The sequence below is a fragment of the uncultured Porphyromonas sp. genome (assembly GCF_938023125.1).
In the GTDB taxonomy this organism is placed as follows: domain Bacteria; phylum Bacteroidota; class Bacteroidia; order Bacteroidales; family Porphyromonadaceae; genus Porphyromonas.
Genome location: NZ_CALHDW010000007.1, coordinates 95,623 through 121,433, shown reverse-complemented (window position 1 = coordinate 121,433; position 25,811 = coordinate 95,623). Strand labels below are relative to the sequence as shown.

Sequence of the window (25,811 nt, the reverse complement as noted above, 5' to 3'; positions counted from 1 at the left end):
GAAATAGATGTGGGACGTCTCCAATAGGGGAGGTTCTGCATCTATTTCAAAAGCAATCACGCTCTTTTTGGGGTGGAGTCTTCCCCCTCTTTGCTCACTTGTTTACCTTTTGTACCCTGCTCAGAATTGTGGTATAGAGGTCTACTCCGAGAGTTATTCCCTACTAGGGAGAGTTCGTGTTTGTTTCTTTCCTCCTTTAAGGCAACCTCAGATATTACACAAGAATATCTCCGAAATGAACGAAAGCAGAAGAAAATACTATTTCCCTGACGTAACCGATGAGCAGTGGAATGACTGGCATTGGCAGGTGAAAAACCGGATTGAGACACTCGATGATCTCAAAAAGTATGTTACTCTCACCCCCGAAGAAGAGGAGGGAGTACGGGAGTCTCTCAAGAGCCTCCGTATGGCTATCACACCCTATTACCTTAGCTTAATAGATCCCAACGATCCCAACGACCCCGTACGTAAGCAGTCGGTGCCTACGGATCACGAGCTAGTTATTAGCGAAGAAGACCAACTTGACCCTCTAAGCGAGGATGAAGACTCTCCTACGCCAGGGCTTACACACCGCTATCCCGATCGTGTACTATTCTTGATTACAGACATGTGTTCGATGTACTGTCGCCACTGTACACGTCGTCGTTTTGCGGGACAAAAAGATGCTGCATCGCCTCGTGAACGAATCGATAAGGCTATTGAATATATTGAACGTACCCCTGAGGTACGTGACGTGCTACTATCGGGTGGAGACGCCTTGATGGTTAGCGACTCCATGATCGAGTATATCTTGCAACGTTTGCGTGCTATCGATCACGTAGAAATTATCCGCTTTGGCTCTCGTACTCCCGTAGTTTTGCCGCAGCGTATCACTCCTGAGCTCGTGGAGATTATCAAGAAATATCATCCCGTTTGGCTCAACACTCACTTCAATCACCCCAATGAAATTACGGCAGAGTCGAAGGCTGCTTGCGAACGTCTCGCTAATGCCGGAGTACCCCTTGGTAACCAAACAGTATTGCTCCGAGGGATTAACGACTGCACCTACGTGATGAAGAAGTTGGTACATGAGTTGGTAAAGATTCGTGTACGCCCCTACTACATCTATGTATGTGACTTGTCTCGTGGTATTGGTCACTTCCGTACTCCCGTATCTAAGGGTATCGAGATCATAGAAAACCTCCGTGGACATACCTCCGGATACGCTGTTCCTACCTTTGTGGTAGACGCACCCGGTGGTGGTGGAAAGATCCCCGTTATGCCCAATTATATCGTATCTCAGGCTCCCAATCGTGTTGTACTCCGCAATTACGAAGGGGTACTTACCACCTATACAGAGCCTGCTCATTACGAAGAAGAGTGCCATTGCCCCGAGTGCGAAAAGCAACGCAAGGATGGTGTGGCAGCTCTGCTTGCCGGGCAACAGCTCGCCATTGAGCCAAACAAATTGGCTCGTAAGGAGCGCAACCGCAAGCGTCAAGAAGGTAAATAATCACGTTTCTCTCTCCATCAATGCCCTTTATATCAGGCCTTACTCAGCTGCGTAGTCTTTCCATCGTAGGAATGGCAAAAAACACAGGAAAGACGGAATGTCTTAACTATGTTTTGCGTCGTTTGTGGGAAGAGTATCCCCAAGTAAGTTTGGCATTGACCTCTATTGGTATTGATGGGGAGCGTCGGGATCAAGTAACTCAAACCGATAAACCCGAGATCTGTCTACACCCAGGCACCGTCTTTGTTACGGCCGAAAAGTTTTATCGTAATAAGTTGGTCGCAGCAGAGGTTGTAGGGATCGATGAGCAATACACCACTTCTCTTGGTCGAGCCATCTATGCAAAGTCTAAGGGAACGGGCAAGGTACTCATTGCAGGACCGGCCTCTACGGGAGGTTTGAAGCACATTATAAGGAAGATGCGAGATGGGAACATTGATCTAACCATTATCGATGGAGCCCTCTCTCGCATCAGCCTAGCTGCTCCCTCCGTATCAGAAGGAATGATTTTGGCAACGGGGGCGGCTTATAGTGTACAACCGGAGGAGTTAATCCGCAAGACACACCACCTCTATCGGCTAATACAACTACCGGAGTATTCGTCAAGAGCCATTGCAGATAGCCTTGCAGATGTAGAGAGAGGGATGTTTGTGATTGATGCTGAGGGGAATGTATTTGAGACGGGATTCATCTCCGCTCTGTCGGATCGTATCTGGCAAGACGTGGAGTGGATACAACGAGGGGATACCCTTTTCGTTGCAGGTGTAGTCTCAGACCTTCTCTTGGAGAAACTTAGAATGATTGATAGCCATCGAATGCTTGTGGTACGAGACTTTACTCGGCTATTTGCATCGCCTCTTGCTATTGACAAGTATCTCTCTTCGGGGAAGGAATTGCGTGTGCTCTATGGCACTAAGCTCATGGCAGTCACCTTTAATCCTCTAGCCCCCTCCGGCTATCGACTTGATTCCGAAAAAATGTGTACACGCTTGCAAGAGTCTTTGGGTGTACCCGTATATGATGTATGTCGGTTATGAATGTATTGCGGAATAGTATAGAGTCTATTGCGGGCCTTCGCTTTGTCGTGAACTCGCTAGAGCTGGCTTCCTCTCCTGGTAGACAAGCTCTCCTAGAGACTTCTTGGACTTCGAGTAGAGAAAATATATTGCAACGTCTTGGGAAAGTAACGCGCTTCTATAAGTACTTAGAGGACGAACAGAGGAACAAGGGGCTGCAAGAGTTACACCTCCTACTGCAAGATGTACGCAACATAGCCGGCTCTATTGCACTACTAAAAGAGCGGCGTAGCAGTTGTAGTGATGTGGATTTTTATGAGCTTAAGTGCCTTGCGCTGGTCGCAGCCAAAGTGAGTCGCTTAGCAGAGATGCATGCACTTCATTTGGAAGATATGCCGTCGTTAGAAGCTCCTCTCTCTATCCTCGATATCGATGGAGAGCGTCTTCCCTCTTTCTTCGTTTCTGATGGGTATAGTGCCTCTTTAGCACAACTACGAAAGGAAATAGAGAGAGTTAAAACGGACGAAGAGCGAGACCGGTTGGCTATGGCCGCAGCACAGGAAGAGGATCGGGTGCGTCGTCGTCTAACGAAAGAGCTAGCCCCCTTTGCCGATGACTTTAGTCGCGTACTTGCAGCACTGGCAATGGACGATCTTTTGCTAGCTAAAGCCCGCTGGGCTTATGAGCATCATTACTGTTGCCCCATCCCATTGTCAGCAAATTCAGAGACTGATTTTTGTGATTTAATTCACCCGGAAGTCGCTGAAAAACTGACAGAACGTGGGGAGCACTTCCAACCGGTATCCATTCGCTTTGGCGCCCATCCGACCCTTATAACAGGAGCTAACATGGCAGGAAAGAGTGTATTGCTTTCTGCTATTACATTGGCACAAGCTCTCATGCAATACGGCTTTTATGTACCGGCAAGGGAAGCTAAGATTGCTGTTATAGATGACATCATCAGTTCTATAGGAGACGGCCAAAACTTTAACGAAGGACTCTCCTCTTTTGGTGCTGAAGTCTTGCGTATCAACAATATTGTACAAGCTATTAAGGCTGGCAGTATCCTCTTGGTTCCGATAGATGAACCTGCCCGCACTACAAATCCAGACGAAGGCTGCGCCCTCGTGGACGCCCTCGTGAGACTATTTGCAAAGTATAATGTCCGCTCCGTTATCACCACACACTATAGCGGTATATCAGCACCTTGTTGCAGATATAGAGTGCGTGGATTTATAGAAGAGAGGTTGCAACTCCCTCTCGAAGTAAATAAGCTAAACAAATACATTGATTACTCCCTAATCAAAGATTCCTCGGATACAGCTCCACACGAAGCTGTACGTATTGCCGAGATTTTGGGTATTGACAAAGAGTTGCTCCAGTACTGTAAAGAAAAATTGAACTTATAGAGAATGAATAAGAGTAAAGTAGGGATAGACTTCTCTAAAGTAGAACGCGCCCGTCATACAGCTCGCGAGATTGCCAATGAGGTACAAGAGTTTGTAGATAGGTATACTACGGTGGCAGTAGAACGTACGCTCTGCCGCTTTATCGGCATTGACGATATTGATGCCAATGGAGTTCCCCTCCCCAATGTCGTTGTAAACCATCTTCACGAGAATAAACTTCTCTCGGATGGTGCTCTGTTTTATATCGCCAATGCCATGGCAGCAACGGGGAAGAATCCTCAACAAGTGGCAGAGGGCATAGCAGAAGGAACCATAGATCTTAAGCGCTACCCATCGCTCGACAAAGAAGGGGTAGCTAATGCGTTAGAACCCTATATCCTAGAGGGTATAAAGAAAATCGCCGCTAAGCGAGCTCGCCGTGAAGAGTATCTTCGTACCATCGGTGAGGGACCTCAGCCTTATTTGTACGTAATCGTAGCTACAGGCAACATCTACGAAGACGTAGTACAGGCTCAGGCTGCTGCTCGCCAAGGGGCCGATATTATTGCGGTTATCCGCACCACGGGACAAAGTTTGCTCGACTATGTACCCTATGGAGCGACCACAGAAGGTTTTGGAGGTACGTTTGCTACTCAAGAAAACTTCCGCATCATGCGCAAGGCGTTGGATGAAGTAGGAGAAGAAGTTGGGCGTTATATCCGTCTCTGCAACTACTGCTCCGGGCTCTGTATGCCCGAAATTGCCATCATGGGAGCATTCGAAGGCCTTGACGTTATGCTCAACGATGCTCTCTATGGTATCCTATTCCGAGACATCAACATGCAACGTACTCTTGTAGACCAGTACATGAGTCGCGTTATCAATGGCTTTGCCGGAGTAATCATCAACACCGGAGAAGACAATTACCTCACTACGGCAGATGCTGTGGAAGAAGCCCACACCGTGCTTGCCTCCGACCTAATCAATGAGCAATTTGCTCTAAAAGCAGGTCTTCCGGAGGAACAGATGGGACTTGGGCATGCCTTTGAGATGGATCCAATGCTAGAGAATGGCTTCCTTTATGAGCTCGCTCAAGCTCAGATGACAAGGGAGATTTTCCCTAAGGCTCCGCTCAAGTATATGCCTCCTACGAAGTTTATGACGGGGAATATATTCCGCGGCCACATACAAGACGCTCTCTTTAATATGATTGGGATCTGGACGCATCAAGGTCTTCAGCTTCTTGGGATGCCGACAGAGGCTATCCACACTCCATTCATGAGCGACCGCTACCTCTCTATCGAAAATGCTCGTTATATTTTCAACAATATGCGATCGATTGGCGAAGATGTAGAGTTTAAGGAAGGCGGGATCATGCAAACCCGTGCACGTTTGGTCCTAGACAAAACAATTAACCTCCTAGACGAAATCCATCAACAAGGTATCTTTACCGCCCTTTCTAAGGGTACATTCGCTGACGTAAAGCGTCCTATTGATGGAGGAAAGGGGTTGGATGGTGTTGCTTCTAAGGGAGATCATTACTACAACCCAACGATTGAACTGATGAAAAACTTTAGAATAGAGGGTAAGCTATGAGTGGTGGATTATATTCGATGGAGGAAAAGGACTTTGACCGCACGCTAGACTTAGCGAAGGTAAAGCCCTATGGAGATACGATGAACGATGGTAAGATACAGTTGAGTTTTACTCTTCCTGTACCCATCGGAGCAGAAGCAGAAGAAGCAGCAAAACTACTACTCAAGGAGATGGGTTTGCAAAATCCTATGGTAGTGTTCTCTAAAGAACTTACTAATGGATTTACCTTCTTCAATTGCTATGGCAACTGCAGTCATACAGTAGACTATTCTAATATTTATGTTCCCAAAGTGGAAACGACCACTTGGGATATGCCCCAGACAGACGACTTTATCCGCACAAACATCGGTCGTCCCATCCGCATCATAGGAGCGAGCACGGGTACCGATGCTCACACTGTGGGGATTGATGCCATTATGAACATGAAGGGATTCGCCGGCCACTATGGACTAGAGCGATACGACATGATCGAGGCACTCAATCTCGGAAGCCAGGTGCCCAACGAAGAGTTTATCAGCAAGGCCCTTGATTATAAAGCCGATGCTCTCCTCGTATCACAAACCGTAACACAAAAGGATGTACACATCCAAAACCTTACCGAACTCGTAGAGTTGCTCGAAGCAGAAGGTCTCCGAGATAAGGTTATATTGGCTTGTGGTGGTCCTCGTATTACGCATGAGCTTGCCAAAGAGCTCGGGTATGATGCAGGTTTTGGTGCTAATACTTTTGCAGACGATGTGGCATCCTATATAGCACAAGAGCTCCACCGTCGTATGGAAGAAGGGCTAGTAGAAAAATAAATCTCTGAACAAGACAATAAGAAGATTCAATAAAAACATATAGCCATGGATAAGAATGAGATAAGAGAGACTATTGCACGTCGTGTGGCTCTCGAATTGAAGGATGGAGATGTTGTTAACCTCGGTATAGGTCTGCCGACAATGGTTCCCAATTACCTCAAAGCTGATGTTGAGGTGATGCTCCAGAGTGAAAATGGAATGATCGGTATGGGGCCTGCTGCCAAAGAAGGCGAAGAGGCCGAAGAATGGACCAATGCCGGAGGCGGTTTTATCACACCGGTACCAGGTGCTGCTTCATTTGATAGTGCCACTTCGTTTGGGATCATCCGTGGTGGACATGTGGATGTAAGTATTTTGGGAGCTCTCGAAGTAGATGAAAACGGAGACCTCGCAAACTGGATCATCCCGGGCAAAAAAGCTCCGGGGATGGGAGGGGCTATGGACCTCCTCGTAGGTACTCGTAAAGTAATTCTTGCTATGGAGCATACCGCAAAAGGGACTCCAAAGATTCTCAAAAAGTGCCGTCTTCCTCTTACAGCACAGGGGCAAGTAGATTTGATTATCACAGAAATGTGTGTAATCGAGGTGCGCAAAGGTGAGGGTTTGGTAGTAACAGAGCTTAATGAGCACTTTACTCGCGAAGAAGTTATTGCAGCTACAGAAGCATCTATTATCTTTGCAGAAGATTTGCGCCCAATGCGTCAATAAGAAGAAAAGAGAGACTATTATTAAGATTCAAATAAATCACTATGGATTTTTCACAAACTCCACAAGAGCAACTGTTCTTGCAGATGATCACTGCTTTTGCAGAGAAGGAAGTAAAACCCTTAGCTGCAGAGATTGATGAACAAGAACGCTTCCCCATCGAAACAGTTAAGAAGATGGCGAAGTTGGGTATTATGGGGATCCCCATTCCTACTCAATATGGCGGTGCCGGTGCAACCAACCAAATGTACTCTATGGCTGTAGAGGAACTAAGCCGCGTATGCGCTACCACTGGGGTAGTCGTATCGGCTCACACCTCTTTGTGTTGTGCTCCTATTCTTGAGCATGGTACTGAGGAACAAAAGATGAAGTATCTACCCAAGCTTGCCTCTGGTGAGTGGATCGGTGCATTTGGTCTCACAGAGCCCAACGCCGGAACAGATGCCTCTGCACAACAAACCTTCGCTGTAGATAATGGCGATCACTGGGTGCTCAATGGTACTAAGATCTTCATTACCAACGCTGAGTACGCTCACGTGTACATCATCTTTGCAATGACAGATAAGAGCCAAGGTAATCATGGTATTTCTGCATTTATTGTAGAAAAGGATATGCCCGGCTTTAGCATCGGTAAGAAAGAGCTTAAGCTCGGTATTCGTGGTTCTGCTACGTGCGAGCTTATTATGGAGAACTGCATTGTTCCCAAAGAAAACCTCCTCGGCAAGATCGGAGGTGGCTTCAAGATTGCTATGAAGACCCTTGATGGTGGTCGTGTTGGTATCGCATCTCAAGCTGTAGGGATTGCCCGCGGTGCTATGGACGAAACGGTTAAGTACACTAAAGAACGTAAGCAGTTTGGTCGCAGCATTGCCAAGTTCCAAAACACACAATTCCAGCTTGCAGATCTACAAACTCGCATCGAATGTGCTCAGCTTCTCATCCGTCGTGCCTCTTGGCTCAAGGATGCCCAGCTCCCCTACTCTGTAGCTGCAGCTGAAGCAAAGCTCTTCTGTGCAGAGACTGCTATGGAGGTAACAACCAAGGCTGTACAGTTCCATGGTGGTTATGGTTATACTCGCGAATATCCTGTTGAACGTATGATGCGCGATGCCAAGATTACTGAGATTTACGAAGGAACCAGCGAAGTTCAACGCATGGTTATTTCTGCAAACCTATTAAAATAAGAAGGAGGACTATAGATGTTGAAAATAGTTGTTTGTATCAAACAAGTTCCCGATACAACTGAGATTAAGCTCGATCCCGTAAAAGGAACGCTCATCCGTGATGGGGTACCTAGCATTATGAACCCCGATGATAAGGGTGCGCTAGAGCAAGCCCTTCTCTTCAAAGACAAGTTTGGTGCTGAGGTGACCTGTATTACGATGGGACCTCCTCAAGCAAAGGAAATCATCCGTGAAGCTTTCGCTATGGGTGTAGACAAGGGTTATCTTGTAACAGACCGTCGTTTTGGTGGTGCTGATACCCTTGCAACAAGCTACACTATCTCTCAAGCTCTTCGTACTATCGACTATGATATTATCTTGGCAGGACGTCAAGCTATCGACGGGGATACCGCTCAAGTTGGTCCTCAGATTGCTGAACAACTCGATCTCCCCCAGGTTACCTATGTTGAGAACGTTGAGTTCGATGGTAAGGACCTATTGACCGTTCGTCGCAATGTAGAAGAGGGTCACGAAGTACTCGAAGTAAAGCTTCCTTGTATGCTTACCTTCCTTGCTTCTGCCTACGAACCTCGCTACATGAACGTACGTGGTATCATGGAAGCCTTCGACAAAGAAATTGTAGAATTGAATGCTGATAGCTTCCCCGTAGATCCCGAACGTTTGGGTCTTAAGGGATCTCCTACGAGCGTTAAGAAGTCATTTACCAAGGGAGCTAAGGCTATGGGGACTCTCCACGACGAGATCACTCCGGAAGAGGCTGCCGATATTATTATCGAAAAACTCAAAGAGAAATTCATTATCTAAAGCATACTATGGATAAGGAACAATATAAAGGAATTCAAGTCTTTGCGGAACAACGTGAAGGTGTAGTTCAGAACGTTGCATTCGAGCTAATCGGTAAGGCACGTGAATTGGCAGACTCCATCGGAGAAAAGGTTACAGCTGTTCTTCTCGGACAGAATGTAGCAAACCTCAGCCAAGAGCTTATTGCTGCCGGTGCAGACCGTGTACTCCTTGTTGAGCACGATCTTCTCAAAGACTATGTAACAGAGCAATACGCACAAGCTATTACTCACATCCTCAATACATACAAACCCGAGATATTCCTCTTAGGAGCTACAACGATAGGTCGTGACCTCGGTCCCCGCCTCTCTGCACGTATGCACACCGGTCTTACAGCAGACTGTACCTCTCTTGAGATCAATGAAGATCGCAATCTTCTCATGACCCGTCCCGCCTTTGGTGGTAACCTTATGGCTACAATTATCTGTAAGGAACATCGTCCTCAGATGTCTACAGTACGTCCCGGCGTGATGCGTAGAAAGGAAAGCGATCCCTCTCGTAAGGGTGAAGTAGAAAAGGTAGAAGTACCTTTTGACGAATCTAAATGCCGCGTTCGCTTAGTACGTAAGGAGCGTGAAGAAAAGAACCTCATCGACATTACAGAAGCAACAGTACTCGTATCTGGAGGTCGTGGTGTTGGTACCAATGATGGTTTCGAAAAGCTCAACGCTCTTGCTACAACCCTCGGAGCAGAAGTTTCTTCTTCTCGTGCAATGGTTGACGCTGGCATTATGTCACACGATCGTCAGGTAGGTCAGACAGGTAAGACTGTTCGTCCTGACCTCTATATTGCATTGGGTATTTCCGGAGCTATTCAGCACCTTGCTGGTATGGAAGAGTCTGAATACATTATCGCCATCAATAAGGATAAGTTTGCTCCTATCTTCCAAGTTGCAGACCTTGGTCTCGTAGGCGACCTCCACAAGATTGTACCCATTCTCAACGAAAAGCTGAAAGTAGAACTTGCTAAGTCGGGTCGCTAATCCCGCTTAAAAAGATTTGCTATGAGTACTTCGTACACAACAATTCGTCTCGATTGTAACGGTGCTATAGCAACGCTTACAATCGACCGACCAGAAAGCCTCAATGCGCTCTCTCGTAAAGTATTGGAGGAGCTAGAACAGGCTTTGCACGAAGTCGCTAGTAATACGGAAATCCGCGTCCTTCTCCTCACCGGAGAGGGGCGCGCTTTTGTTGCCGGAGCCGACATTGCCGAGATGCGCTCGCTCACCCCGTCCGAAGCTAAGGACTTTGGAGCGTTGGGTAGTAGAGTATTTCGCACGATCGAATTAATGCCAATGCCGGTCATCGCAGCCATCAACGGATTTTGTTTGGGAGGTGGATGTGAAATGGCACTTAGTGCAGATATCCGTATTGCTTCGTCTAAAGCAAAGTTTGGGCAACCTGAGGTGGGCTTGGGTATTACGCCCGGCTTTAGTGGCACACAGCGCTTACCTCGTACAATTGGTGTAGGGAAAGCAAAAGAATTGATCTATACGGGTCGCATTATCAAAGCAGAAGAAGCTCTCGCCATAGGCTTGGTCAACCACGTTGTAGAGCCGGAAGAACTTATAAACACAGCTCTTGAGCTCGCCCAGGAGATTGCATCCCAATCGCCTAATGCGGTGCGCCTATCCAAAGAGGCCATCAATAGAGGGTTACAAAGCGACATTGATACAGGTATTGCAGCAGAGAACACGCTCTTTGGTCTTACCTTTGCACATCCCGATCAACAAGAAGGGATTGGAGCATTCTTGGAGAAGCGTAAACCTCAATTCTAAATCAAAGAATAGACATTCTCCCCTTTTTGGGAGGTTGTATTCAAATTAATACTACAGATAAGATGAAAATAGCAGTTATCGGTAATGGTACCATGGGTGCAGGCATTGTACAATGCGCTGCTCAGCACAATATGGATATCATAATGAAAGGGCGTAGCAAGGAGTCTCTTGATAAGGCAATGCTCAAGCTAAAAAAGAACTTCGCACGCCTCGTAGAAAAGGGTAAGATTACAGAAGAACAATCTGCTCAGTACTATGCTCACATTAAGACTACGCAAGACTTTACAGATATAGCCGACGCCGATCTCATTATCGAAGCTCTCTCCGAGGATATGGAGGTAAAAAAGGCAACGCTTCGCAATCTTGATGGTATCATCAAACCAGAAGCAATCTTTGCTACCAACACGTCTTCTCTGAGTATTACAGAACTAGCCTCGGTAACGAATCGCCCTACAAAGGTGATCGGTATGCACTTCTTCAATCCAGTTCCTCAGATGAAGTTGGTAGAAGTGATCAGCGGACAATGTACATGTCCTGAGGTGCTCGCTGTAGTTCTTGACCTTTGCGCACAACTCGAAAAGACCGCAGTGCGTGTGAGCGAAGCTCCCGGGTTCGTTGTAAATAGGATTCTTATCCCCATGATTAACGAAGCTATCGGTGAACTTGCTGATGGCGTAGCTACTGCAGAAGAGATTGATGCCGCTATGAAGCTTGGAGCCAATCACCCCATGGGTCCTCTCGAATTGGGAGACTTTATCGGGCTTGATGTTTGCCTTGCCATTATGGAAGTGCTTTATAATGAGTATGGCGACGATAAGTATCGCCCCCATCCTCTCTTGCGCAAGAAGGTACGCGCCGGTCAGCTCGGACGTAAAACGGGATATGGCATCTACGATTATTCTAAATAAGATCGCCACCGTTTAAGGTCATTCTAAGCTAAACAATATCGCAGGGTTGAATGCACCATGGGGTGTATTCAACCCTATTCTTTTTCTATTCATTTGCCATTGGGAGGTACCTCGAAGCATCCTTTTTGAAAAGGAGAAGAGAGGGTATTGATCCCCTTCCTTCTCTTTTTCTAGAAATCTAGTACCACACAAAAGGCTCCATTTCTGCCAAAAAATCTTTTCCCTCTTACCTAAAAAAGGAACCCGATTTCACCCAAAAGGAGGGGACACTTTCAGCTAAAAAGGGCCCCAATTCTACCTGAGAAAGATTTCTATTTTAGCTAAATATGGGGAGAGTTCTTCCTCAACCTTTTCTCTGTACCTGCAATAAGTCCATTAATCATACCTATTTCCTTTTCCTTATTACGAGAGAAAGAGGTACGGGACCTAGCCTATTTTGTATCTTTGTAATAACTATTCAGAAGACCATTTTAGTAAGAAATAATAGACTCATCTACCAATAGGATCCTCTATGATTTTGCACTCCCCCGCACGACTCATTTCGCCACGTCCCGGTATCTCTCCGGCGAAAGAAATCCTCGTTTTTATCTTGAGTCTTCTTTTGGGATTTGGGCTGTTTGGCGCAATTTACGCCCTGCTTTCTCCCCTATTGTCACACTCTATATTCGGTATTGCCATTACGCAAAATGTCGTTGTTTTCTTGGGGTCAGCAGTGCTCTATGCCTATTTTGTCTTCTATCGAAAGGCTCCCAAAGCATTGGGTCTAAGAGCAGCACAGCCTATTATCCGAGGTAAAAACAGATGGTATGAAGGGGCAATTATATTGGGAATAACCTTGCTTGTTTGGGGTCTATCGGCTCTACTGCAATATGCCGTGGGCGAAGCCATCCAGGCACTCCCCAAGGATGTAAGCGCATGGATTAGCCAATTCGATGCGGAAAGTGAGGCAATGCTAGAGAAGTTGCAAAACGATAGAGAGATGGCAAGTCGCCTCAAACAACTCCTTATTATCGGTATCCTAACGGGCATTTGCGAAGAGATTTTGCTAAGAGGGGCTTTACAACCTCTGCTTATACGCCTAACTCATAGTCCCATTGCCGGCATTCTCTTGACAGCTATCATCTTTAGCTTACTACATCAGTCTGTCCTCAACTTTCTTCCCATCATGGTACTAGCCCTCTGGTTTGGCTGTCTTCGTCACTATTCCGGATCTATCGTTTGGGGGGTACTTATCCATATACTCAACAATAGCTTAGCTCTCTTTTAATCGCCTATCATGATGCAATCTCAAGAAGACTCTTTTCTCGCTCTCCTTGCCTCTCGCTGTATCGATAAATATGGTGCCGAACTTCATCAATGCTGTTTTGTATTCCCATCACAGCGTGCCGGCACCTTCTTTCGCTATGAGCTAAGTAAACGCCTAAATCAGCCCTCCTTTTCTCCACAGATTATCACAGTCGCAAGCCTTACAGAGAAGCTATCCGGGCTTAAATTAGCACAGCGCACCCAGCAAGTTTGCCTTCTCTATCGCGAGATTGTAACCCTAAGAGAGGAACTTGGGTTCCCCATTGACGAAAAAAGCAACCCACACCTTCCCTTTGATCATGCTGAGAAACTTTTGTCAGACTTCAACGATATCGACAACTACCTCGTAGAGCCGGATGAGATTTTCCACAATCTAAAGGCGCTAGACGATCTTACCTCACTTGATTACATAAGCCCGGAGCAAAAAGAAGCAATCGAAATCTTTTTTGGATATCTAAGCCAGGTTAATAGCGACAAGAAAGAGCGCCTAGAAGAGCTATTCTCGGCAATGACCACCGAGATGCAACTACTCTACCATCGATTTCGTGATACCCTAGAGAGTCTGGGATTAGGGTATAGTGGGATGCTTGCCCGCCGTGCCTCAGAAGTAAACGAAGAGGATTTCGACAAGAACTTGCAAAAGCTTCTCTCCCCATCTGTTAGGCATATTATCGTTGCAGGTCTGTACCATATCTCAACGGCTGAGCGAAAGATACTAAAACGCCTGCAATACAGCCACGAGCGCTATACCACCTCATTTTATTGGGAAGAGGTGAAGCTTGCCAATCACACCACCCCTTCTGATTGGGATTATCTTATCGGCAAAACGATGCAGGCGAGTAAGCAAGAACTAAGGGGAGAGTGGCTAAGTCCTCAAGAGCGGCTAGATCCCAAGATAGATATTGTACAGATCCCTTCGGATATAGGACGGAGCAAATTAGTTCCGACTCTACTGCAAGAGCTCATAGACGATGCCCCTCGTGCTGTCGAAGACTTGCAATGTGCCATTGTACTCCCCGAAGTCAATACGTTACTTCCTTTGCTCGATGCCCTGCAAGGGATCTCCCATCCCATCAATATAACCATGGGGTATCCCCTTCATCTCTCCTCCGTGGCGGTATGGCTCCACAGATACATTGAGCTACAGCAGTTTACCCGATGGAGTGAAAAAGGGGAACTTCTCCCACTTGACGCTCTTGAGCACCTCATCAAGCATCCTCTAAGCAACCTCTTGGTAAGTAGCGAGGAATTATCCCCACTCAACGAGGCTCTGCGCTACAACTATTACTATATCGACTATCAAAAGATATGCGCTCTTTACCCTCAAGAGCTACCCGAGCCTCTTCGCCTTCTTATCGAGCCTATATCGGATAAGTCAGCCCTAATCCAAAGACTGATCACCCTACTCGACCAACTTGCCTCTTTGCTCCAAGATGAGGATAATACGGCAGAGGATGAAGCGGACTCAAAGGCGGAGGCCGACCACGTGCACTACATCCGAGTGCTCGAGATAGAGTTCATCAAAAAACTAAGAGACCTCGTAATACAAGTGGGCAACCTGCTCCCTCTGATGGGAGATACGGCAGAGCGCACCATTCTCTACCGCCTACTCTTTAAGTTGGTAGGGGAAGAGACGCTTCCCTTCGAAGGAGAGCCACTAGAGGGGCTACAGATTATGGGATTCTTGGAGAGCAGGCTCATTAACTTCGACTACCTCATTATCCCGGAGAGCAACGAGGGAGCTCTCCCCCACAAACGCCCTATCAACCGAGGATATATCCCGTACAACGTGCGCCAAGGGTACAATATGCCTACCTATCAATCTGATGATTATACAGAGGCTTACTACTTCTATCGCCTTGTAAGTCGTGCTCGTAGGGTTTTCTTCATCGTGGATAGTAGAAGTGAAAAAGAACCCTCTCGCTTCTTGGCACAGCTACGCTACCTATTCCACCTCACACCCCAAGAGCATACCGTAAAGGTATCTATGCTCGCCACCCAAACTCCCAAGATTACCATTCCTAAAGATGAGGCGGTAATGGCAGTTCTTAGGGAATACACAACGAGCAACAGAGACAATGTAAAGAAGGCTCTCTCGGCTAGTAGCCTCTCTACCTACGCCCTGTGTCCTCTACAATTTTACTACAAATACATACGACAGATTCCCGAGGTAGAAGAACGCACAGACCTACTCTCCCCCGGAGACTTTGGTACCGTTATACACAATGTAATGCAGGAGCTATACAAGCCTTATGAGGGTAAGTCGCTCTCTTCTCAAGACTATGAGTGGTTGCTCGATCCCCATACATCTTTACCGAGAATCAGTGCTGTAGTAAACTCCTACTATGCCCAAGATGTTCTACATCAAAAGAGCACTCCCAACGAAATTGAGGGGATGCACCAAATGTACATTAGGATGATCATGGAGGAGGTTTATGCGGTTCTCAAGTTTGATGCACAATACACCCAAGGGGGGCATCAGCTCGCTTATGTAGCCTCCGAGCAGCGAATCGATATGATAGAGTCTCTCCCGGAGCTAGGGATTGATGTACGCTTTAAGGGCTTTATAGACAGATTGGATGAAGTAGATGGTCGCTTGCGCATTGTGGATTACAAAACGGGGACGGACTCTCAAACATTCAAGGATTGGAGTCAGCTCTACTTCGCTCAAGAGAAGACTCAACACCGCAAGGCTATTGCTCAAATCTTCCTTTACTCGGAGGCTGTTCTCCGCTTGGTAGAGAACGGAAGGGCTCAGCAAGAAGGACTAAAGTGGCTACAACCCAGATACAATCAGGTACAACCCTCTCTGTATCAACTAAAGGGAATGTGTAGCAATAAGGAGAGTTACAATCCCTTGATAAGGTTAGAGCAAACAGAGATAGAGGACTATGCAACCTCCGAGATACGTAATTCGTATTGCCACGAGCTGCACGAAGTACTCCTCCGTCTCTTCTCCCCGGATATTCCCTTCACTCAAGCAGAGGATGAAGATGCGTGTCGTTATTGTGCTTTTAAAGCTATTTGTGCTCGCTAGAGTATCGTCAATAGCTTATAAAGTGCTTACTTTGCATAGCCGATAAGCGTATCGGCCCCATTACTTTGAGATAGAAAAGACAATACACAATATGGCAACAAAACAAAATCTTTTTGCAGACTTCTCTCCTACTTCAGCAGAAGAGTGGAAAGCAAAAATTACTGCTGACCTCAAAGGCGCTCCCTACGACAAAAAACTCGTATGGCGCACCAAGGAAGGCTTTGACGTACAACCGTTTTACCGCCGTGAGGATCTCGATGGATTGCTCACCCCTATGGTTGCTCCCGGCGAGTATCCCTATGTACGCTCTACGAAACTGAATAACGAATGGTACACACGGCAGGAGATTCAGGCCTCTTCGCCGGAAGAAGCGAATCGAATAGCTCTTGATTTGCTCTTCAAAGGCGTAGATGCCCCCTCATTTACCCTTGCTACATCATGGATTACCCAAGAGGGTCTCTCCACACTCCTAAAAGATATCGAACCAACAGCTATCGAATTAAACCTTAGCTGCTGTGTATCTCAAGCCGCTCGCTTGGCCCGTGAGCTTACTCAATACTTACAAGGTAGAGGCATTGACCCCGCCCAAGTGATTGGCTCCATCAACTACAACCCCTTCAAGAGAGAGCTTGTACGAGGGAAGCGCAATCCGGATTGGCGCGCTGAGGCTCGTGAGGTCGTAGAGGCAGCTCAAGCCCTCAAGGGGGTGCGAGTACTACAAGTGGATGCTTATATGCTTGCTAATGCAGGGGCATACATAACTCAAGAACTAGGCTATGCCCTAGCCTGGGGAGCCGAGATGCTTTCCGCCCAAGTAGAGGATGGCTATACTGTAGAGGAGGCAACAAAACGTATCAAGTTCAATTTTGGCATCAGCTCTAATTACTTTATGGAGATTGCCAAATTCCGAGCAGCACGTTGGCTTTGGGCGGAGATCGTGGCAGCGCATGGCGAAGAGTATCGCAAGGTGGCAAAAATCAATCAACATGCCATTACTTCGCAATGGAATATGACCCTCTACGATAGCTACGTGAACCTACTCCGTACGCAAACAGAGGCCATGTCCGCAGCCCTTGGCGGCGTAGACTCTATCACAGTACTTCCCTTCGACACCCCTTATGGTTCGAGCGACGACTTCTCCATGCGCATCGCTCGCAATCAACAACTTCTACTCAAAGAAGAGAGTCACTTCGACAAGGTTATAGACCCCTCTGCCGGCTCTTATTATATCGAAACTCTAACCTCAAACATTGCTCACAAAGCCTGGGAATTGTTCCTCTCAATTGAGCAGGAAGGCGGTTTTGCCGGGGCTGTGCGAGAAGGAAAGGTACAAGAGAGAATCAACGCAACCAATCGCTTTCGACACGAAGCAGTGGCCCAACGCAAAGAGTCTCTACTCGGCACCAACGAGTTCCCCAACTTTGGAGAGACAGTACACGACAAGCTCCCTCAGACAAAAGCACACCACCACTCTTGTGGCGTAGACCACTCCAAGGAAGAGGATGTACTCGCTTTGGACTTCAGCCGTGGGGCTTCGGACTTCGAGGCACTACGCCTTAGTACAGAGCAGGCCAGCAAGCAACCCGTAGTTTTCATGCTTACGATTGGTAACCTTGCCATGCGCCTTGCTCGTGCCCAATTTGCGGGCAACTTCTTCGCTTGTGCCGGATATAAACTCATCGATAACCTAGGGTTCGACTCTATCCAAGAGGGAGTAGACGAAGCATTTAGCAAAGGAGCTGATATCATAGTACTCTGCTCTAGCGACGATGAGTATGCCACCTACGCTCCGGAGGCCTATCAAGCCATTGGAGAGAAATGCCCCATGGTAGTAGCAGGGAATCCGGCTTGTCGCCCCGAGCTCGAGGCTCTGGGAATTGAGCATTACATACATGTAAAGAGCGATGTCTTGGCCACGCTCGCTAGTTTCAATAAGCATTTCGGCATCTAATCCGTAGAGCAATATTATGTACACAAGACCCAATTACGCCGCTATCGACATAGATAAGCAGGGCTTTACTACGAACCCTACGGTACAGAGTATGCCCTCTATAGAAGAGGAGGCTTGGCTCACACCCGAGCAAATCCATGTTAAGAAAGTATATACCCACGAGGATATAAAAGACCTAGAGCACCTCGATTTTGTATCGGGGATCCCTCCCTATTTGCGAGGGCCCTATAGTGCGATGTATCCTCTCCGCGCCTGGACGATCCGACAATACGCCGGCTTCTCTACGGCAGAAGAGTCCAACGCATTCTACCGACGCAACCTTGCTTCGGGGCAAAAAGGGCTCTCTGTTGCCTTTGACCTCCCGACACACCGTGGATACGATGCCGACCACCCCCGAGTTGTTGGGGACGTAGGTAAAGCCGGTGTTTCTATCTGCTCTCTAGAGGATATGAAGGTCCTTTTCGATGGGATCCCTCTATCTAAGATGTCCGTTTCGATGACGATGAACGGAGCCGTTCTTCCCATCCTTGCCTTCTACATCAATGCCGGTCTAGAGCAAGGGGCTAAGTTGGAAGAGATGGCAGGTACCATCCAAAATGACATCCTCAAGGAGTTCATGGTACGTAACACATACATCTATCCTCCCGAGTTCTCAATGCATATCATTGCGGATATATTTGAGTACACTTCGCAGAAGATGCCCAAGTTCAACTCTATATCCATCTCAGGCTATCATATGCAAGAAGCCGGGGCTACGGCAGATATCGAAATGGCCTACACTCTTTGCGACGGTATTGAGTACCTCCGTGCCGGGATTAACGCCGGGATAGAAGTGGATAAGTTTGCTCCTCGTCTCTCTTTCTTCTGGGCCATCGGAGTAAATCACTTTATGGAGATTGCCAAGATGCGTGCAGCTCGTATGCTTTGGGCAAAGATTGTCAAAAGTTTTGGAGCTACCAATCCTAAGAGTTTAGCTCTTCGTACACATAGTCAGACGTCGGGCTGGTCGCTTACAGAGCAAGACCCCTTCAACAACGTAGGGCGTACTTGTATCGAAGCCATGGCAGCTGCTCTCGGGCATACTCAGTCTCTGCATACCAATGCATTGGACGAAGCTATTGCCCTTCCTACCGACTTCTCGGCTCGTATCGCTCGCAATACTCAAATCTACATCCAGCAAGAAACTATGATCTGCAAGGAGATTGATCCTTGGGGCGGTTCCTACTATGTAGAGATGCTTACCCACCAGCTCGCCGAGCGTGCCTGGCAGCATATCCAGGAGGTAGAGGCTATGGGCGGTATGGCCAAAGCCATCGAAACTGGGCTTCCCAAGATGCGTATCGAAGAGGCTGCAGCTCGTACCCAAGCTCGCATCGACTCTCATCGCCAGATCATTGTGGGGGTAAACAAGTATCGATTGGAGAAAGAAGCTCCTATCGATATCCTTGAGATTGATAATACAGCCGTGCGTGAGCAACAAATCGCCCGCCTTAAGGAGTTGCGTAGCAACCGCGACGAAAAAGCCGTACAAGAGGCCCTTGCTGCTATTACTCAAGCTGTAAAAACAAAAGAAGGCAACCTGCTGGATCTTGCCGTAAAGGCAGCATCTTTACATGCGTCTCTAGGAGAAATCTCGGATGCATGTGAGGTAGTGGTAGGTCGCTACAAAGCCGTAGTTAGAACAATTTCCGGAGTGTATTCAAAAGAATCTGGCGAGGATAAAGACTTCGCCTATGCTACTAAGTTAGCAAAAGAATTTGCCCAACGTAATGGGAGACAACCACGTATTATGATTGCCAAAATGGGGCAAGATGGTCACGATCGTGGGGCCAAAGTGGTAGCAACGGGATACGCCGATGTTGGGTTCGATGTGGATATGGGTCCTCTCTTCCAAACCCCGGAAGAATCGGCTCGTCAGGCTGTGGAGAATGATGTAAACATCCTGGGAGTTAGCTCTCTTGCTGCCGGGCATAAAACTCTTATTCCTCAAGTTATTGCCGAACTAGAGCGCCTCGGGCGCCCCGATATTATCGTAACGGCCGGAGGGGTTATCCCTGCTCAAGACTACGATTTCCTCTATCAAGCAGGAGTTGCTGCGATATTTGGACCGGGTACTCCCGTTGCCTATTCTGCCGCAAAATGCCTCGAGTTACTCCTCGAAGAGGGGGATAACAAGTAGGCCCTAGCTCATTTTTCCATTTAGGTATCAATCGGAAGTCTCTTTTCGATTGATACCTTTTTTGTGAAGAGCTACCCCAGAGGAGAGCGAGCTCCATGCATTTATCCTTATCACTTGACGCAAGGTACTCGGATATTGGGTAGGTCTTAGTACTTTTGTATTCAGAGTAGAGACTATATGATACGCATCGACATTATAACGGTACTCCCGGAGATGATAGAACCTCTCATAGGATATTCTATACTAGGAAGGGCACAGCGAGAGGGTTTTGCCAAGATTGTTTTACACAATCTTCGGGACTACTCTACCGACAAGTGGCACCGAGTAGACGACTATCCCTTTGGGGGAGAGGCAGGAATGGTTATGAAGATGGAACCCATCGTCAATGCCATAGAAAGCCTACAAAAAGAGCGTACCTACGATGAGGTTATCTATACATCTCCCGATGGAGAGCAGTTTAATCAAGGGATAGCAAACGATCTAAGCCTGAGAGAAAACCTCCTCATCCTATGTGGGCACTACAAGGGTATCGACCACCGCATTCGTGAACATTTCATTACCCGAGAGATATCTGTTGGAGACTATGTACTCACGGGGGGCGAGCTCCCTGCGGCTCTTATGACTGATGCTATTGTACGTCTCTTACCGGGCGTATTGGGAGATGCGGAGAGTGCCCTAAGTGATACATTCCAAGATGATCTGCTAGCTCCACCCATATACACACGCCCTGCCGAATTTAGGGGATGGCGTGTACCCGATATCCTACTCAGTGGGCACGAAGCCAAAATCAATGCATGGCGAGAAAGCCAGGCACTAGAGCGCACAAAAAGACTTCGCCCCGACCTCCTCGAAAAGTACAATAAAAAACCATAGCACTACGATAATTATGTCACAGCTAACCGAACAAACCGTTGCCCGCTACCTCCTTGAGGTCGAAGCCGTAAAGTTACGTCCTAATGAGCCTTTTACCTGGGCATCAGGCTGGAAGAGCCCCATCTACTGCGATAATCGTCGCACCCTATCCTACCCTTCAGCACGCGATTATATCAAGATGGCAATGGCAAAGGAGATTGCCGATCGTTACCCTCAAACAGAGGTAATAGCCGGAGTTGCTACAGGGGCCATCTCTTGGGGGGCTCTAGTGGCAGATGCTTTACACCTCCCCTTTGTGTATGTTCGCTCTCAAGCTAAAGACCACGGTATGCAAAATTTGATTGAGGGTTACCTCCCCGAACAGAGCAAAGTACTCGTGGTAGAAGACCTTATTTCTACCGGAGGGAGTAGCCTCAAAGCGGTAGAGGCTCTACGTGTAGCAGGTGCTGATGTGTTGGCGCTCTATGCAGTATATACCCATGGCTTTGCCGTAGCCGAAGATCTGTTTGCCGAAGCCAAAGTGCCCATGCATACACTGAGCAACTACGGAGCCGTACTTACCGAAGCAGAGAAGATTGGATATATCACACCCGACCTCAAACCTCTACTCGATGAGTGGCGCAAAGATCCTGCGCATTGGCGTCAATAACTTTTTGGAGGAATAATAGTTCGATTCATGTCCGACTTCAAAAGCAAGAAAGCCAACATCGAGGCCCCTTGTGAGGCTGTCTTTGCCAAGCTTTCTAATCTAGAAAACCTTCGTCCGCTTGCTCCGCTTGCAGAGAGCAAGGGTATCGAAATTAAGGATATCACCTCCGATAGTTGTTCGCTCAGCGTGCCCAAAGCCGGGGATATAGCCCTATCTGTAGAGAAGCGTGTACCTCATTCGCTTATTCGTCTTGTGGGGCAAACAGTCCTTACCTCGTCTCTCAGCATTGAGATACAGCTCTCTTCGGAAGCTCCATCTAGCACCGGGCTCGTCCTTGTGTTGGATGCTGATATTCCTTTTTTCGCTCGCATGATGGTAGAGAAGCCCCTCAAGGAGGGCTTAGACAAAGTGGCAAAAATGCTCACTAAGGTACAGTACACTTAAGTAGTCGACACGCTAATCATGGTGCACCCCAAGTCTCTTTATCTCGGGATTACCCTTCTACTCCTCCCTTCGTGTGGGGTAGATGTGCGTTCCACAGTACCCGATGCACCGGTGTACTACGAGATAGACTTTGCCTCGTCGGAGGCAGTCTCATTGCGACAACCCTCCGGTTATCTTCGCATTGAAGAGCGCTCTATTGAGAATAGCGCCATAGGTTTTGGGGGACTCCTCGTTGTTCACAGTATGCTCGAGAATGGAGTTTACTATGCCTACGACCTTGCCTGTCCGCACGAAGTTAGCGCAGATGCCCTTCTCTTTGTAAATGATCAATTGGAAGCCGAGTGCCCCCAATGTCATAGTACTTATAGTATCCTCTATGGGGGAGGTGGACCAACCGGAGGGCCTACCAAGGCTCCTCTCAGGAGTTATGCCACTCAGCGAACCTCTCGCGGTCTCCTTATTTACAATCGCTATTAGCCCTCTGTTTGCATGATCCGTCCGTATCGAGTCCATCGGCCATTTCCCCGGATAAAGCTACTGTTTGCCCTTATCTTCTTGAGTATTTTCTCGAGCAAGAGCCTCTCTGCACAGTCCGACTATAAGATTGGCGTAGCAAAAGATTTTGGCGACACTGAGCTTATCAACCGAGGCGAAACCCTCCGAGGATTCCGTCTGCATCCCTATACAGGCGCTCCCTACCAGAGCAATATCGATACCATGGCGCTCGACTACTACCGACGAAAGATGGTGGAAGGGAAAGGGCTTGCCATGGGATATACCGCCAATCTAATTAGCCCTCGCCACTTCAAAACATTCTTTGACAGGGAGGCCGACTATCCTACTTTTAGTTTTGCTTCGGCTTATCAAGGGATCCTTTACCACCCCGATAACCTACTCTTCTACAATACCAAATCGCCCTACACCAACCTACTCTACCAACGCAATGGTGCCGCAGAGCAGCGAGAGGAAGAGCTAGATATGACCATGGCGGTAAACCTAGGGAAGGCTATCAATTTTGGGGGAGACTTCAACTATTCTTATTCAAGAGGTCAATACATTGCCAACCACTCTAGTGGGGTCAGTTACCGGCTTTTCACGAGTGTTCTACTGCCTAGATATGAGCTATTTGCCTCAGCGGGTAATAATTATATCAAGCAAAACGAAAATGGAGGGTTGGCCAAAGATAGCTACATAGACTCTCCACAAGAGCACGGATCCGGACGTACAAATATTAGCTCTATTGAGATGCCTGTTAAGTACTCTTCGGGAGTAGGTAATGCCATGTGGGTAGGCCATGTTATGTTGGCTCACCGCTATAACTTGGGATCTCTGCGGGACTTCCGTAGGGGAAGTACCCTCCCCAATGGCACAATTTCTGAGCGAGATACCGTCATGTTTGTACCTGTTGGTAGCATCGGACACCGTTTCTCGTATGATCGTGGGGTACGTCTCTTTATTGCACAAAGAGCCGGCTCTCTTCCCTCCGTTTATGGGAATAAATATAGTCATCTGTGGCGGAAACCCGGGGAGGATCGGGATACCCTCTCTTTCTATCCACTGGACTCCACTCGCATGGTTCAGTTCTCCAACACCTTTTCTTTATCCCTCCGCGAGGGCTTCCGCCCCTGGGTAAAGATGGGGATCACAGGCTATGCTCGACTCGAAAATCGTGCGTTTTATGTACAAGACTCAATTGCCGGAAGACAAGATACCAAAGAGTTTGCCACCTATATAGGGGGACGAGTGGAACGGCATAATGGTACCGGATTAAACTTCGATGCAGGAGGAGAAATTGCCGTTCTGGGAGCGGATATAGGCTCTATGCGCTTATCTGGTAATGTATCGTCCCGATTTTCTCTATGGGGAGTACCTGTTGGTATTGAGGCCGATGCACGCTTTCACTTCCTACGGGTCCCCTATTTGTGGAGTCATCACCACGGGTCTTATGTCTGGTGGGACACTAAATTCGGCTTTACAAAGCAATTCGTAGTGGGAGGGACGCTCTCTGCACCTCAGTGGGGTACTGAGTTTTCTCTGCACTCAGCCACACTTGCCAATACCCTCTATTTTGACTCAACACGCACTGCCCAGCAGCATGCAACGCCCATCGAGATACTTGAGGGAAGACTAAAACATCAGTATCATTGGGGTATTTTGGGGTGGCAAGCCGAGGTTGCCTATCAGCTATCCAGCAACCAAACGGTGGTGCCTCTACCTACTCTTTCGGCCTATGGCTCGCTCTATCTAGACTTCTATACGGCACGTGTTATGCGCACTCAGCTAGGGCTCGATTGCCACTATCACACGGAGTACTACGCCCCCTACTACGAACCTGCTGTGCAGCAATTCGTCAATCAGCAAGAGGTAAAAATTGGGAACTTCCCCATGATCAACCTCTTTGCCAACTTCAAACTAAGAAGAGTGCGCTTTTTTGTAATGCTCTACAATGCCGGAGAGATGCTGATCCAGCCCTCTAGACGCTGGTCTCTGGCTCACTATCCTATCAATCCGATGACCCTCCGCTTGGGTATTAATTTCGACTTCAACAACTAACGGAGCCTGCCATCTCGCAAGAATGCCGTATCTTTGTCTCAAAGAAAAAAGGAACAAATAAGGATCTCCTCACCATACATGTACCGACTCGTAAGCCATCTTGATAAGCTACTTGCCCTGCACGATTGTGTGATTATACCTTCGCTAGGAGCTATTATCAAAGAGTACGTACCTGCTCGCTATAGTGATGCAGAGTATATGGTATATCCTATGGAAGAGTGTTTCCATTTCAATGGAGAGCTTCGTGAGCGTGACGGACTTTTGGACGACTTGTATGCCAAGAGCTACCATGTAAGTATGCGCCGAGCTCGCAATTTGGTGGATACCGATGTGGAAGAACTTCGTCGTGAGATGATTCGTCTTGGGGGGATCTCAATAGGTCATGTAGGGCGACTTATGATTGGGGCAGATGGAAAAATGGACTTCCAGCCCGAGCATAATCGTCTCCCTCTTGGGTATGGCGAAGCCTATGGTCTCAGCACCTATACCCTACCTCGCACCTTAGAGAAAGCCCTTACTTCCGTTTTTGTAGAGGCACAAAATCCCCTTACGGAGGATACAGAAGCCACTTCTGAGAAATCAGATACCCTGCAGCAAAAGTCGGATACCAAATACCTGCATTTTCGGGTTTCGCGCCGCGTTGTGGGTTGGGCCGCTGCCGCTGCTGTATTCCTCGTCTGCCTACTCCCGGTAACCACCCACCCCGTACAAGAATACTTTAGTGCCAGCTTTGTTCCTACAGAGACGCAACAGACTTCCATTTTGCCGGGAGAAAAAACTTTGCAACAGGGTAAAATTGCTACAGAAACTACCTGCGAAATGGAAAAATCTCAGGTAGAATCCGAAGAATTATCACCCAGTTCTCTAGGCGATTATTACGTGATAATTGGATCTTTCCGGACCGAGGCTAAAGTAAACGAATTCCTAGAAACTCACAGAGATAGTGCCTTTGCAACCACTATGGGTGCTGTAAAAAAAGGAAAGAATCGCCTGATCTATGCCAAGCGCTTCACCTCGAGCGACGAGGCCGAGAGCTATCTTGCTACCCTTCGCAAGTCCGGAAAGGAATACTCCGAGGCTTGGTTGCTCCACTATAGCGAGTAATCT

21 protein-coding genes are annotated in these 25,811 nt (G+C 47.7%); all 21 read left to right on the top strand.

Annotation, left to right across the window (positions count from 1 at the left end; genetic code table 11):
* Nucleotides 1-235: 235 nt before the first annotated feature.
* A complete protein-coding gene (gene ablA / locus Q0090_RS02440; RefSeq protein ID WP_297947094.1) occupies nt 236-1,492 on the top strand; it encodes a lysine 2,3-aminomutase in 1,257 nt (418 codons plus the stop codon).
* 71 nt (nt 1,493-1,563) lie between these two features.
* On the top strand, nt 1,564-2,529 hold the full coding sequence (locus tag Q0090_RS02435) for a hypothetical protein (RefSeq protein WP_297947092.1): 966 nt from the start codon (nt 1,564-1,566) through the stop codon (nt 2,527-2,529).
* Nucleotides 2,526-3,917: a DNA mismatch repair protein MutS gene (locus Q0090_RS02430; RefSeq protein WP_297947091.1), complete on the top strand. Its 1,392-nt coding sequence runs from the start codon at nt 2,526-2,528 to the stop codon at nt 3,915-3,917. The genes Q0090_RS02435 and Q0090_RS02430 overlap by 4 nt, the downstream gene beginning before the upstream one ends.
* Nucleotides 3,918-3,920: 3 nt before the next feature.
* On the top strand, nt 3,921-5,492 hold the full coding sequence (locus Q0090_RS02425; RefSeq protein ID WP_297947090.1) for a lysine 5,6-aminomutase subunit alpha: 1,572 nt from the start codon (nt 3,921-3,923) through the stop codon (nt 5,490-5,492).
* Nucleotides 5,489-6,292, top strand: coding sequence for an OAM dimerization domain-containing protein (locus Q0090_RS02420; RefSeq protein WP_297947088.1), 804 nt, complete (start codon nt 5,489-5,491; stop codon nt 6,290-6,292). The genes Q0090_RS02425 and Q0090_RS02420 overlap by 4 nt, the downstream gene beginning before the upstream one ends.
* Nucleotides 6,293-6,337: 45 nt before the next feature.
* A complete protein-coding gene (locus tag Q0090_RS02415) occupies nt 6,338-7,000 on the top strand; it encodes a 3-oxoacid CoA-transferase subunit B (protein WP_297947086.1) in 663 nt (220 codons plus the stop codon).
* A gap of 41 nt (nt 7,001-7,041) precedes the next feature.
* A complete protein-coding gene (locus Q0090_RS02410) occupies nt 7,042-8,181 on the top strand; it encodes an acyl-CoA dehydrogenase (RefSeq protein WP_004334333.1) in 1,140 nt (379 codons plus the stop codon).
* Between the two features lie 18 nt (nt 8,182-8,199).
* Nucleotides 8,200-8,985, top strand: a complete 786-nt coding sequence (locus tag Q0090_RS02405) for an electron transfer flavoprotein subunit beta/FixA family protein (protein WP_297947128.1) — start codon at nt 8,200-8,202, stop codon at nt 8,983-8,985.
* 8 nt (nt 8,986-8,993) lie between these two features.
* Nucleotides 8,994-10,007, top strand: a complete 1,014-nt coding sequence (locus Q0090_RS02400) for an electron transfer flavoprotein subunit alpha/FixB family protein (protein ID WP_297947083.1) — start codon at nt 8,994-8,996, stop codon at nt 10,005-10,007.
* Nucleotides 10,008-10,028: 21 nt separating this feature from the next.
* Nucleotides 10,029-10,805, top strand: a complete 777-nt coding sequence (locus Q0090_RS02395) for an enoyl-CoA hydratase-related protein (RefSeq protein ID WP_297947081.1) — start codon at nt 10,029-10,031, stop codon at nt 10,803-10,805.
* A 62-nt stretch (nt 10,806-10,867) separates the two neighbouring features.
* Entirely contained in the window at nt 10,868-11,713 is an 846-nt protein-coding gene (locus tag Q0090_RS02390; RefSeq protein ID WP_297947079.1) for a 3-hydroxyacyl-CoA dehydrogenase NAD-binding domain-containing protein, read from the top strand.
* 511 nt (nt 11,714-12,224) lie between these two features.
* The gene (locus Q0090_RS02385) at nt 12,225-12,980 is read left to right on the top strand and encodes a CPBP family intramembrane glutamic endopeptidase (RefSeq protein ID WP_297947077.1); all 756 of its coding nucleotides are present in this window, start codon (nt 12,225-12,227) and stop codon (nt 12,978-12,980) included.
* Between the two features lie 9 nt (nt 12,981-12,989).
* Nucleotides 12,990-16,055 carry a PD-(D/E)XK nuclease family protein gene (locus Q0090_RS02380; RefSeq protein WP_297947075.1) on the top strand — a complete coding sequence of 1,022 codons (3,066 nt, stop codon included), beginning with the start codon at nt 12,990-12,992 and terminating at the stop codon, nt 16,053-16,055.
* A gap of 91 nt (nt 16,056-16,146) precedes the next feature.
* Nucleotides 16,147-18,006 carry a methylmalonyl-CoA mutase small subunit gene (gene mutA, locus Q0090_RS02375; protein ID WP_297947073.1) on the top strand — a complete coding sequence of 620 codons (1,860 nt, stop codon included), beginning with the start codon at nt 16,147-16,149 and terminating at the stop codon, nt 18,004-18,006.
* 16 nt (nt 18,007-18,022) lie between these two features.
* Nucleotides 18,023-20,185 carry a methylmalonyl-CoA mutase gene (gene scpA / locus Q0090_RS02370; RefSeq protein ID WP_297947071.1) on the top strand — a complete coding sequence of 721 codons (2,163 nt, stop codon included), beginning with the start codon at nt 18,023-18,025 and terminating at the stop codon, nt 20,183-20,185.
* Nucleotides 20,186-20,365: 180 nt separating this feature from the next.
* Nucleotides 20,366-21,058 (top strand): tRNA (guanosine(37)-N1)-methyltransferase TrmD, encoded by a 693-nt coding sequence (trmD, locus tag Q0090_RS02365; protein ID WP_297947126.1) that lies wholly within the window; start codon nt 20,366-20,368, stop codon nt 21,056-21,058.
* Nucleotides 21,059-21,071: 13 nt separating this feature from the next.
* Nucleotides 21,072-21,707 carry an orotate phosphoribosyltransferase gene (pyrE, locus tag Q0090_RS02360; RefSeq protein ID WP_297947069.1) on the top strand — a complete coding sequence of 212 codons (636 nt, stop codon included), beginning with the start codon at nt 21,072-21,074 and terminating at the stop codon, nt 21,705-21,707.
* A gap of 27 nt (nt 21,708-21,734) precedes the next feature.
* The gene (locus Q0090_RS02355) at nt 21,735-22,151 is read left to right on the top strand and encodes a hypothetical protein (protein ID WP_297947067.1); all 417 of its coding nucleotides are present in this window, start codon (nt 21,735-21,737) and stop codon (nt 22,149-22,151) included.
* A gap of 18 nt (nt 22,152-22,169) precedes the next feature.
* Nucleotides 22,170-22,628 (top strand): hypothetical protein, encoded by a 459-nt coding sequence (locus tag Q0090_RS02350; protein ID WP_297947065.1) that lies wholly within the window; start codon nt 22,170-22,172, stop codon nt 22,626-22,628.
* A 12-nt stretch (nt 22,629-22,640) separates the two neighbouring features.
* Nucleotides 22,641-24,704 (top strand): putative porin, encoded by a 2,064-nt coding sequence (locus Q0090_RS02345; RefSeq protein ID WP_297947064.1) that lies wholly within the window; start codon nt 22,641-22,643, stop codon nt 24,702-24,704.
* 78 nt (nt 24,705-24,782) lie between these two features.
* Nucleotides 24,783-25,808: an SPOR domain-containing protein gene (locus Q0090_RS02340; RefSeq protein ID WP_297947062.1), complete on the top strand. Its 1,026-nt coding sequence runs from the start codon at nt 24,783-24,785 to the stop codon at nt 25,806-25,808.
* The last annotated feature ends 3 nt before the right edge of the window (nt 25,809-25,811 follow it).

What these genes read in the sequence shown, in the direction of transcription:
- Q0090_RS02410 (WP_004334333.1), top strand. Translation starts at nt 7,042, where the DNA reads ATGGATTTTTCACAAACTCCACAAGAGCAACTGTTCTTGCAGATGATC.
- Q0090_RS02390 (WP_297947079.1), top strand. Translation starts at nt 10,868, where the DNA reads ATGAAAATAGCAGTTATCGGTAATGGTACCATGGGTGCAGGCATTGTA.
- Q0090_RS02420 (WP_297947088.1), top strand. Translation starts at nt 5,489, where the DNA reads ATGAGTGGTGGATTATATTCGATGGAGGAAAAGGACTTTGACCGCACG.
- ablA (WP_297947094.1), top strand. Translation starts at nt 236, where the DNA reads ATGAACGAAAGCAGAAGAAAATACTATTTCCCTGACGTAACCGATGAG.
- Q0090_RS02340 (WP_297947062.1), top strand. Translation starts at nt 24,783, where the DNA reads ATGTACCGACTCGTAAGCCATCTTGATAAGCTACTTGCCCTGCACGAT.
- pyrE (WP_297947069.1), top strand. Translation starts at nt 21,072, where the DNA reads ATGTCACAGCTAACCGAACAAACCGTTGCCCGCTACCTCCTTGAGGTC.
- Q0090_RS02345 (WP_297947064.1), top strand. Translation starts at nt 22,641, where the DNA reads ATGATCCGTCCGTATCGAGTCCATCGGCCATTTCCCCGGATAAAGCTA.
- Q0090_RS02415 (WP_297947086.1), top strand. Translation starts at nt 6,338, where the DNA reads ATGGATAAGAATGAGATAAGAGAGACTATTGCACGTCGTGTGGCTCTC.
- Q0090_RS02350 (WP_297947065.1), top strand. Translation starts at nt 22,170, where the DNA reads ATGGTGCACCCCAAGTCTCTTTATCTCGGGATTACCCTTCTACTCCTC.
- Q0090_RS02435 (WP_297947092.1), top strand. Translation starts at nt 1,564, where the DNA reads ATGGCAAAAAACACAGGAAAGACGGAATGTCTTAACTATGTTTTGCGT.
- Q0090_RS02380 (WP_297947075.1), top strand. Translation starts at nt 12,990, where the DNA reads ATGATGCAATCTCAAGAAGACTCTTTTCTCGCTCTCCTTGCCTCTCGC.
- Q0090_RS02355 (WP_297947067.1), top strand. Translation starts at nt 21,735, where the DNA reads ATGTCCGACTTCAAAAGCAAGAAAGCCAACATCGAGGCCCCTTGTGAG.
- Q0090_RS02430 (WP_297947091.1), top strand. Translation starts at nt 2,526, where the DNA reads ATGAATGTATTGCGGAATAGTATAGAGTCTATTGCGGGCCTTCGCTTT.
- Q0090_RS02385 (WP_297947077.1), top strand. Translation starts at nt 12,225, where the DNA reads ATGATTTTGCACTCCCCCGCACGACTCATTTCGCCACGTCCCGGTATC.
- Q0090_RS02425 (WP_297947090.1), top strand. Translation starts at nt 3,921, where the DNA reads ATGAATAAGAGTAAAGTAGGGATAGACTTCTCTAAAGTAGAACGCGCC.
- Q0090_RS02395 (WP_297947081.1), top strand. Translation starts at nt 10,029, where the DNA reads ATGAGTACTTCGTACACAACAATTCGTCTCGATTGTAACGGTGCTATA.
- scpA (WP_297947071.1), top strand. Translation starts at nt 18,023, where the DNA reads ATGTACACAAGACCCAATTACGCCGCTATCGACATAGATAAGCAGGGC.
- mutA (WP_297947073.1), top strand. Translation starts at nt 16,147, where the DNA reads ATGGCAACAAAACAAAATCTTTTTGCAGACTTCTCTCCTACTTCAGCA.
- Q0090_RS02400 (WP_297947083.1), top strand. Translation starts at nt 8,994, where the DNA reads ATGGATAAGGAACAATATAAAGGAATTCAAGTCTTTGCGGAACAACGT.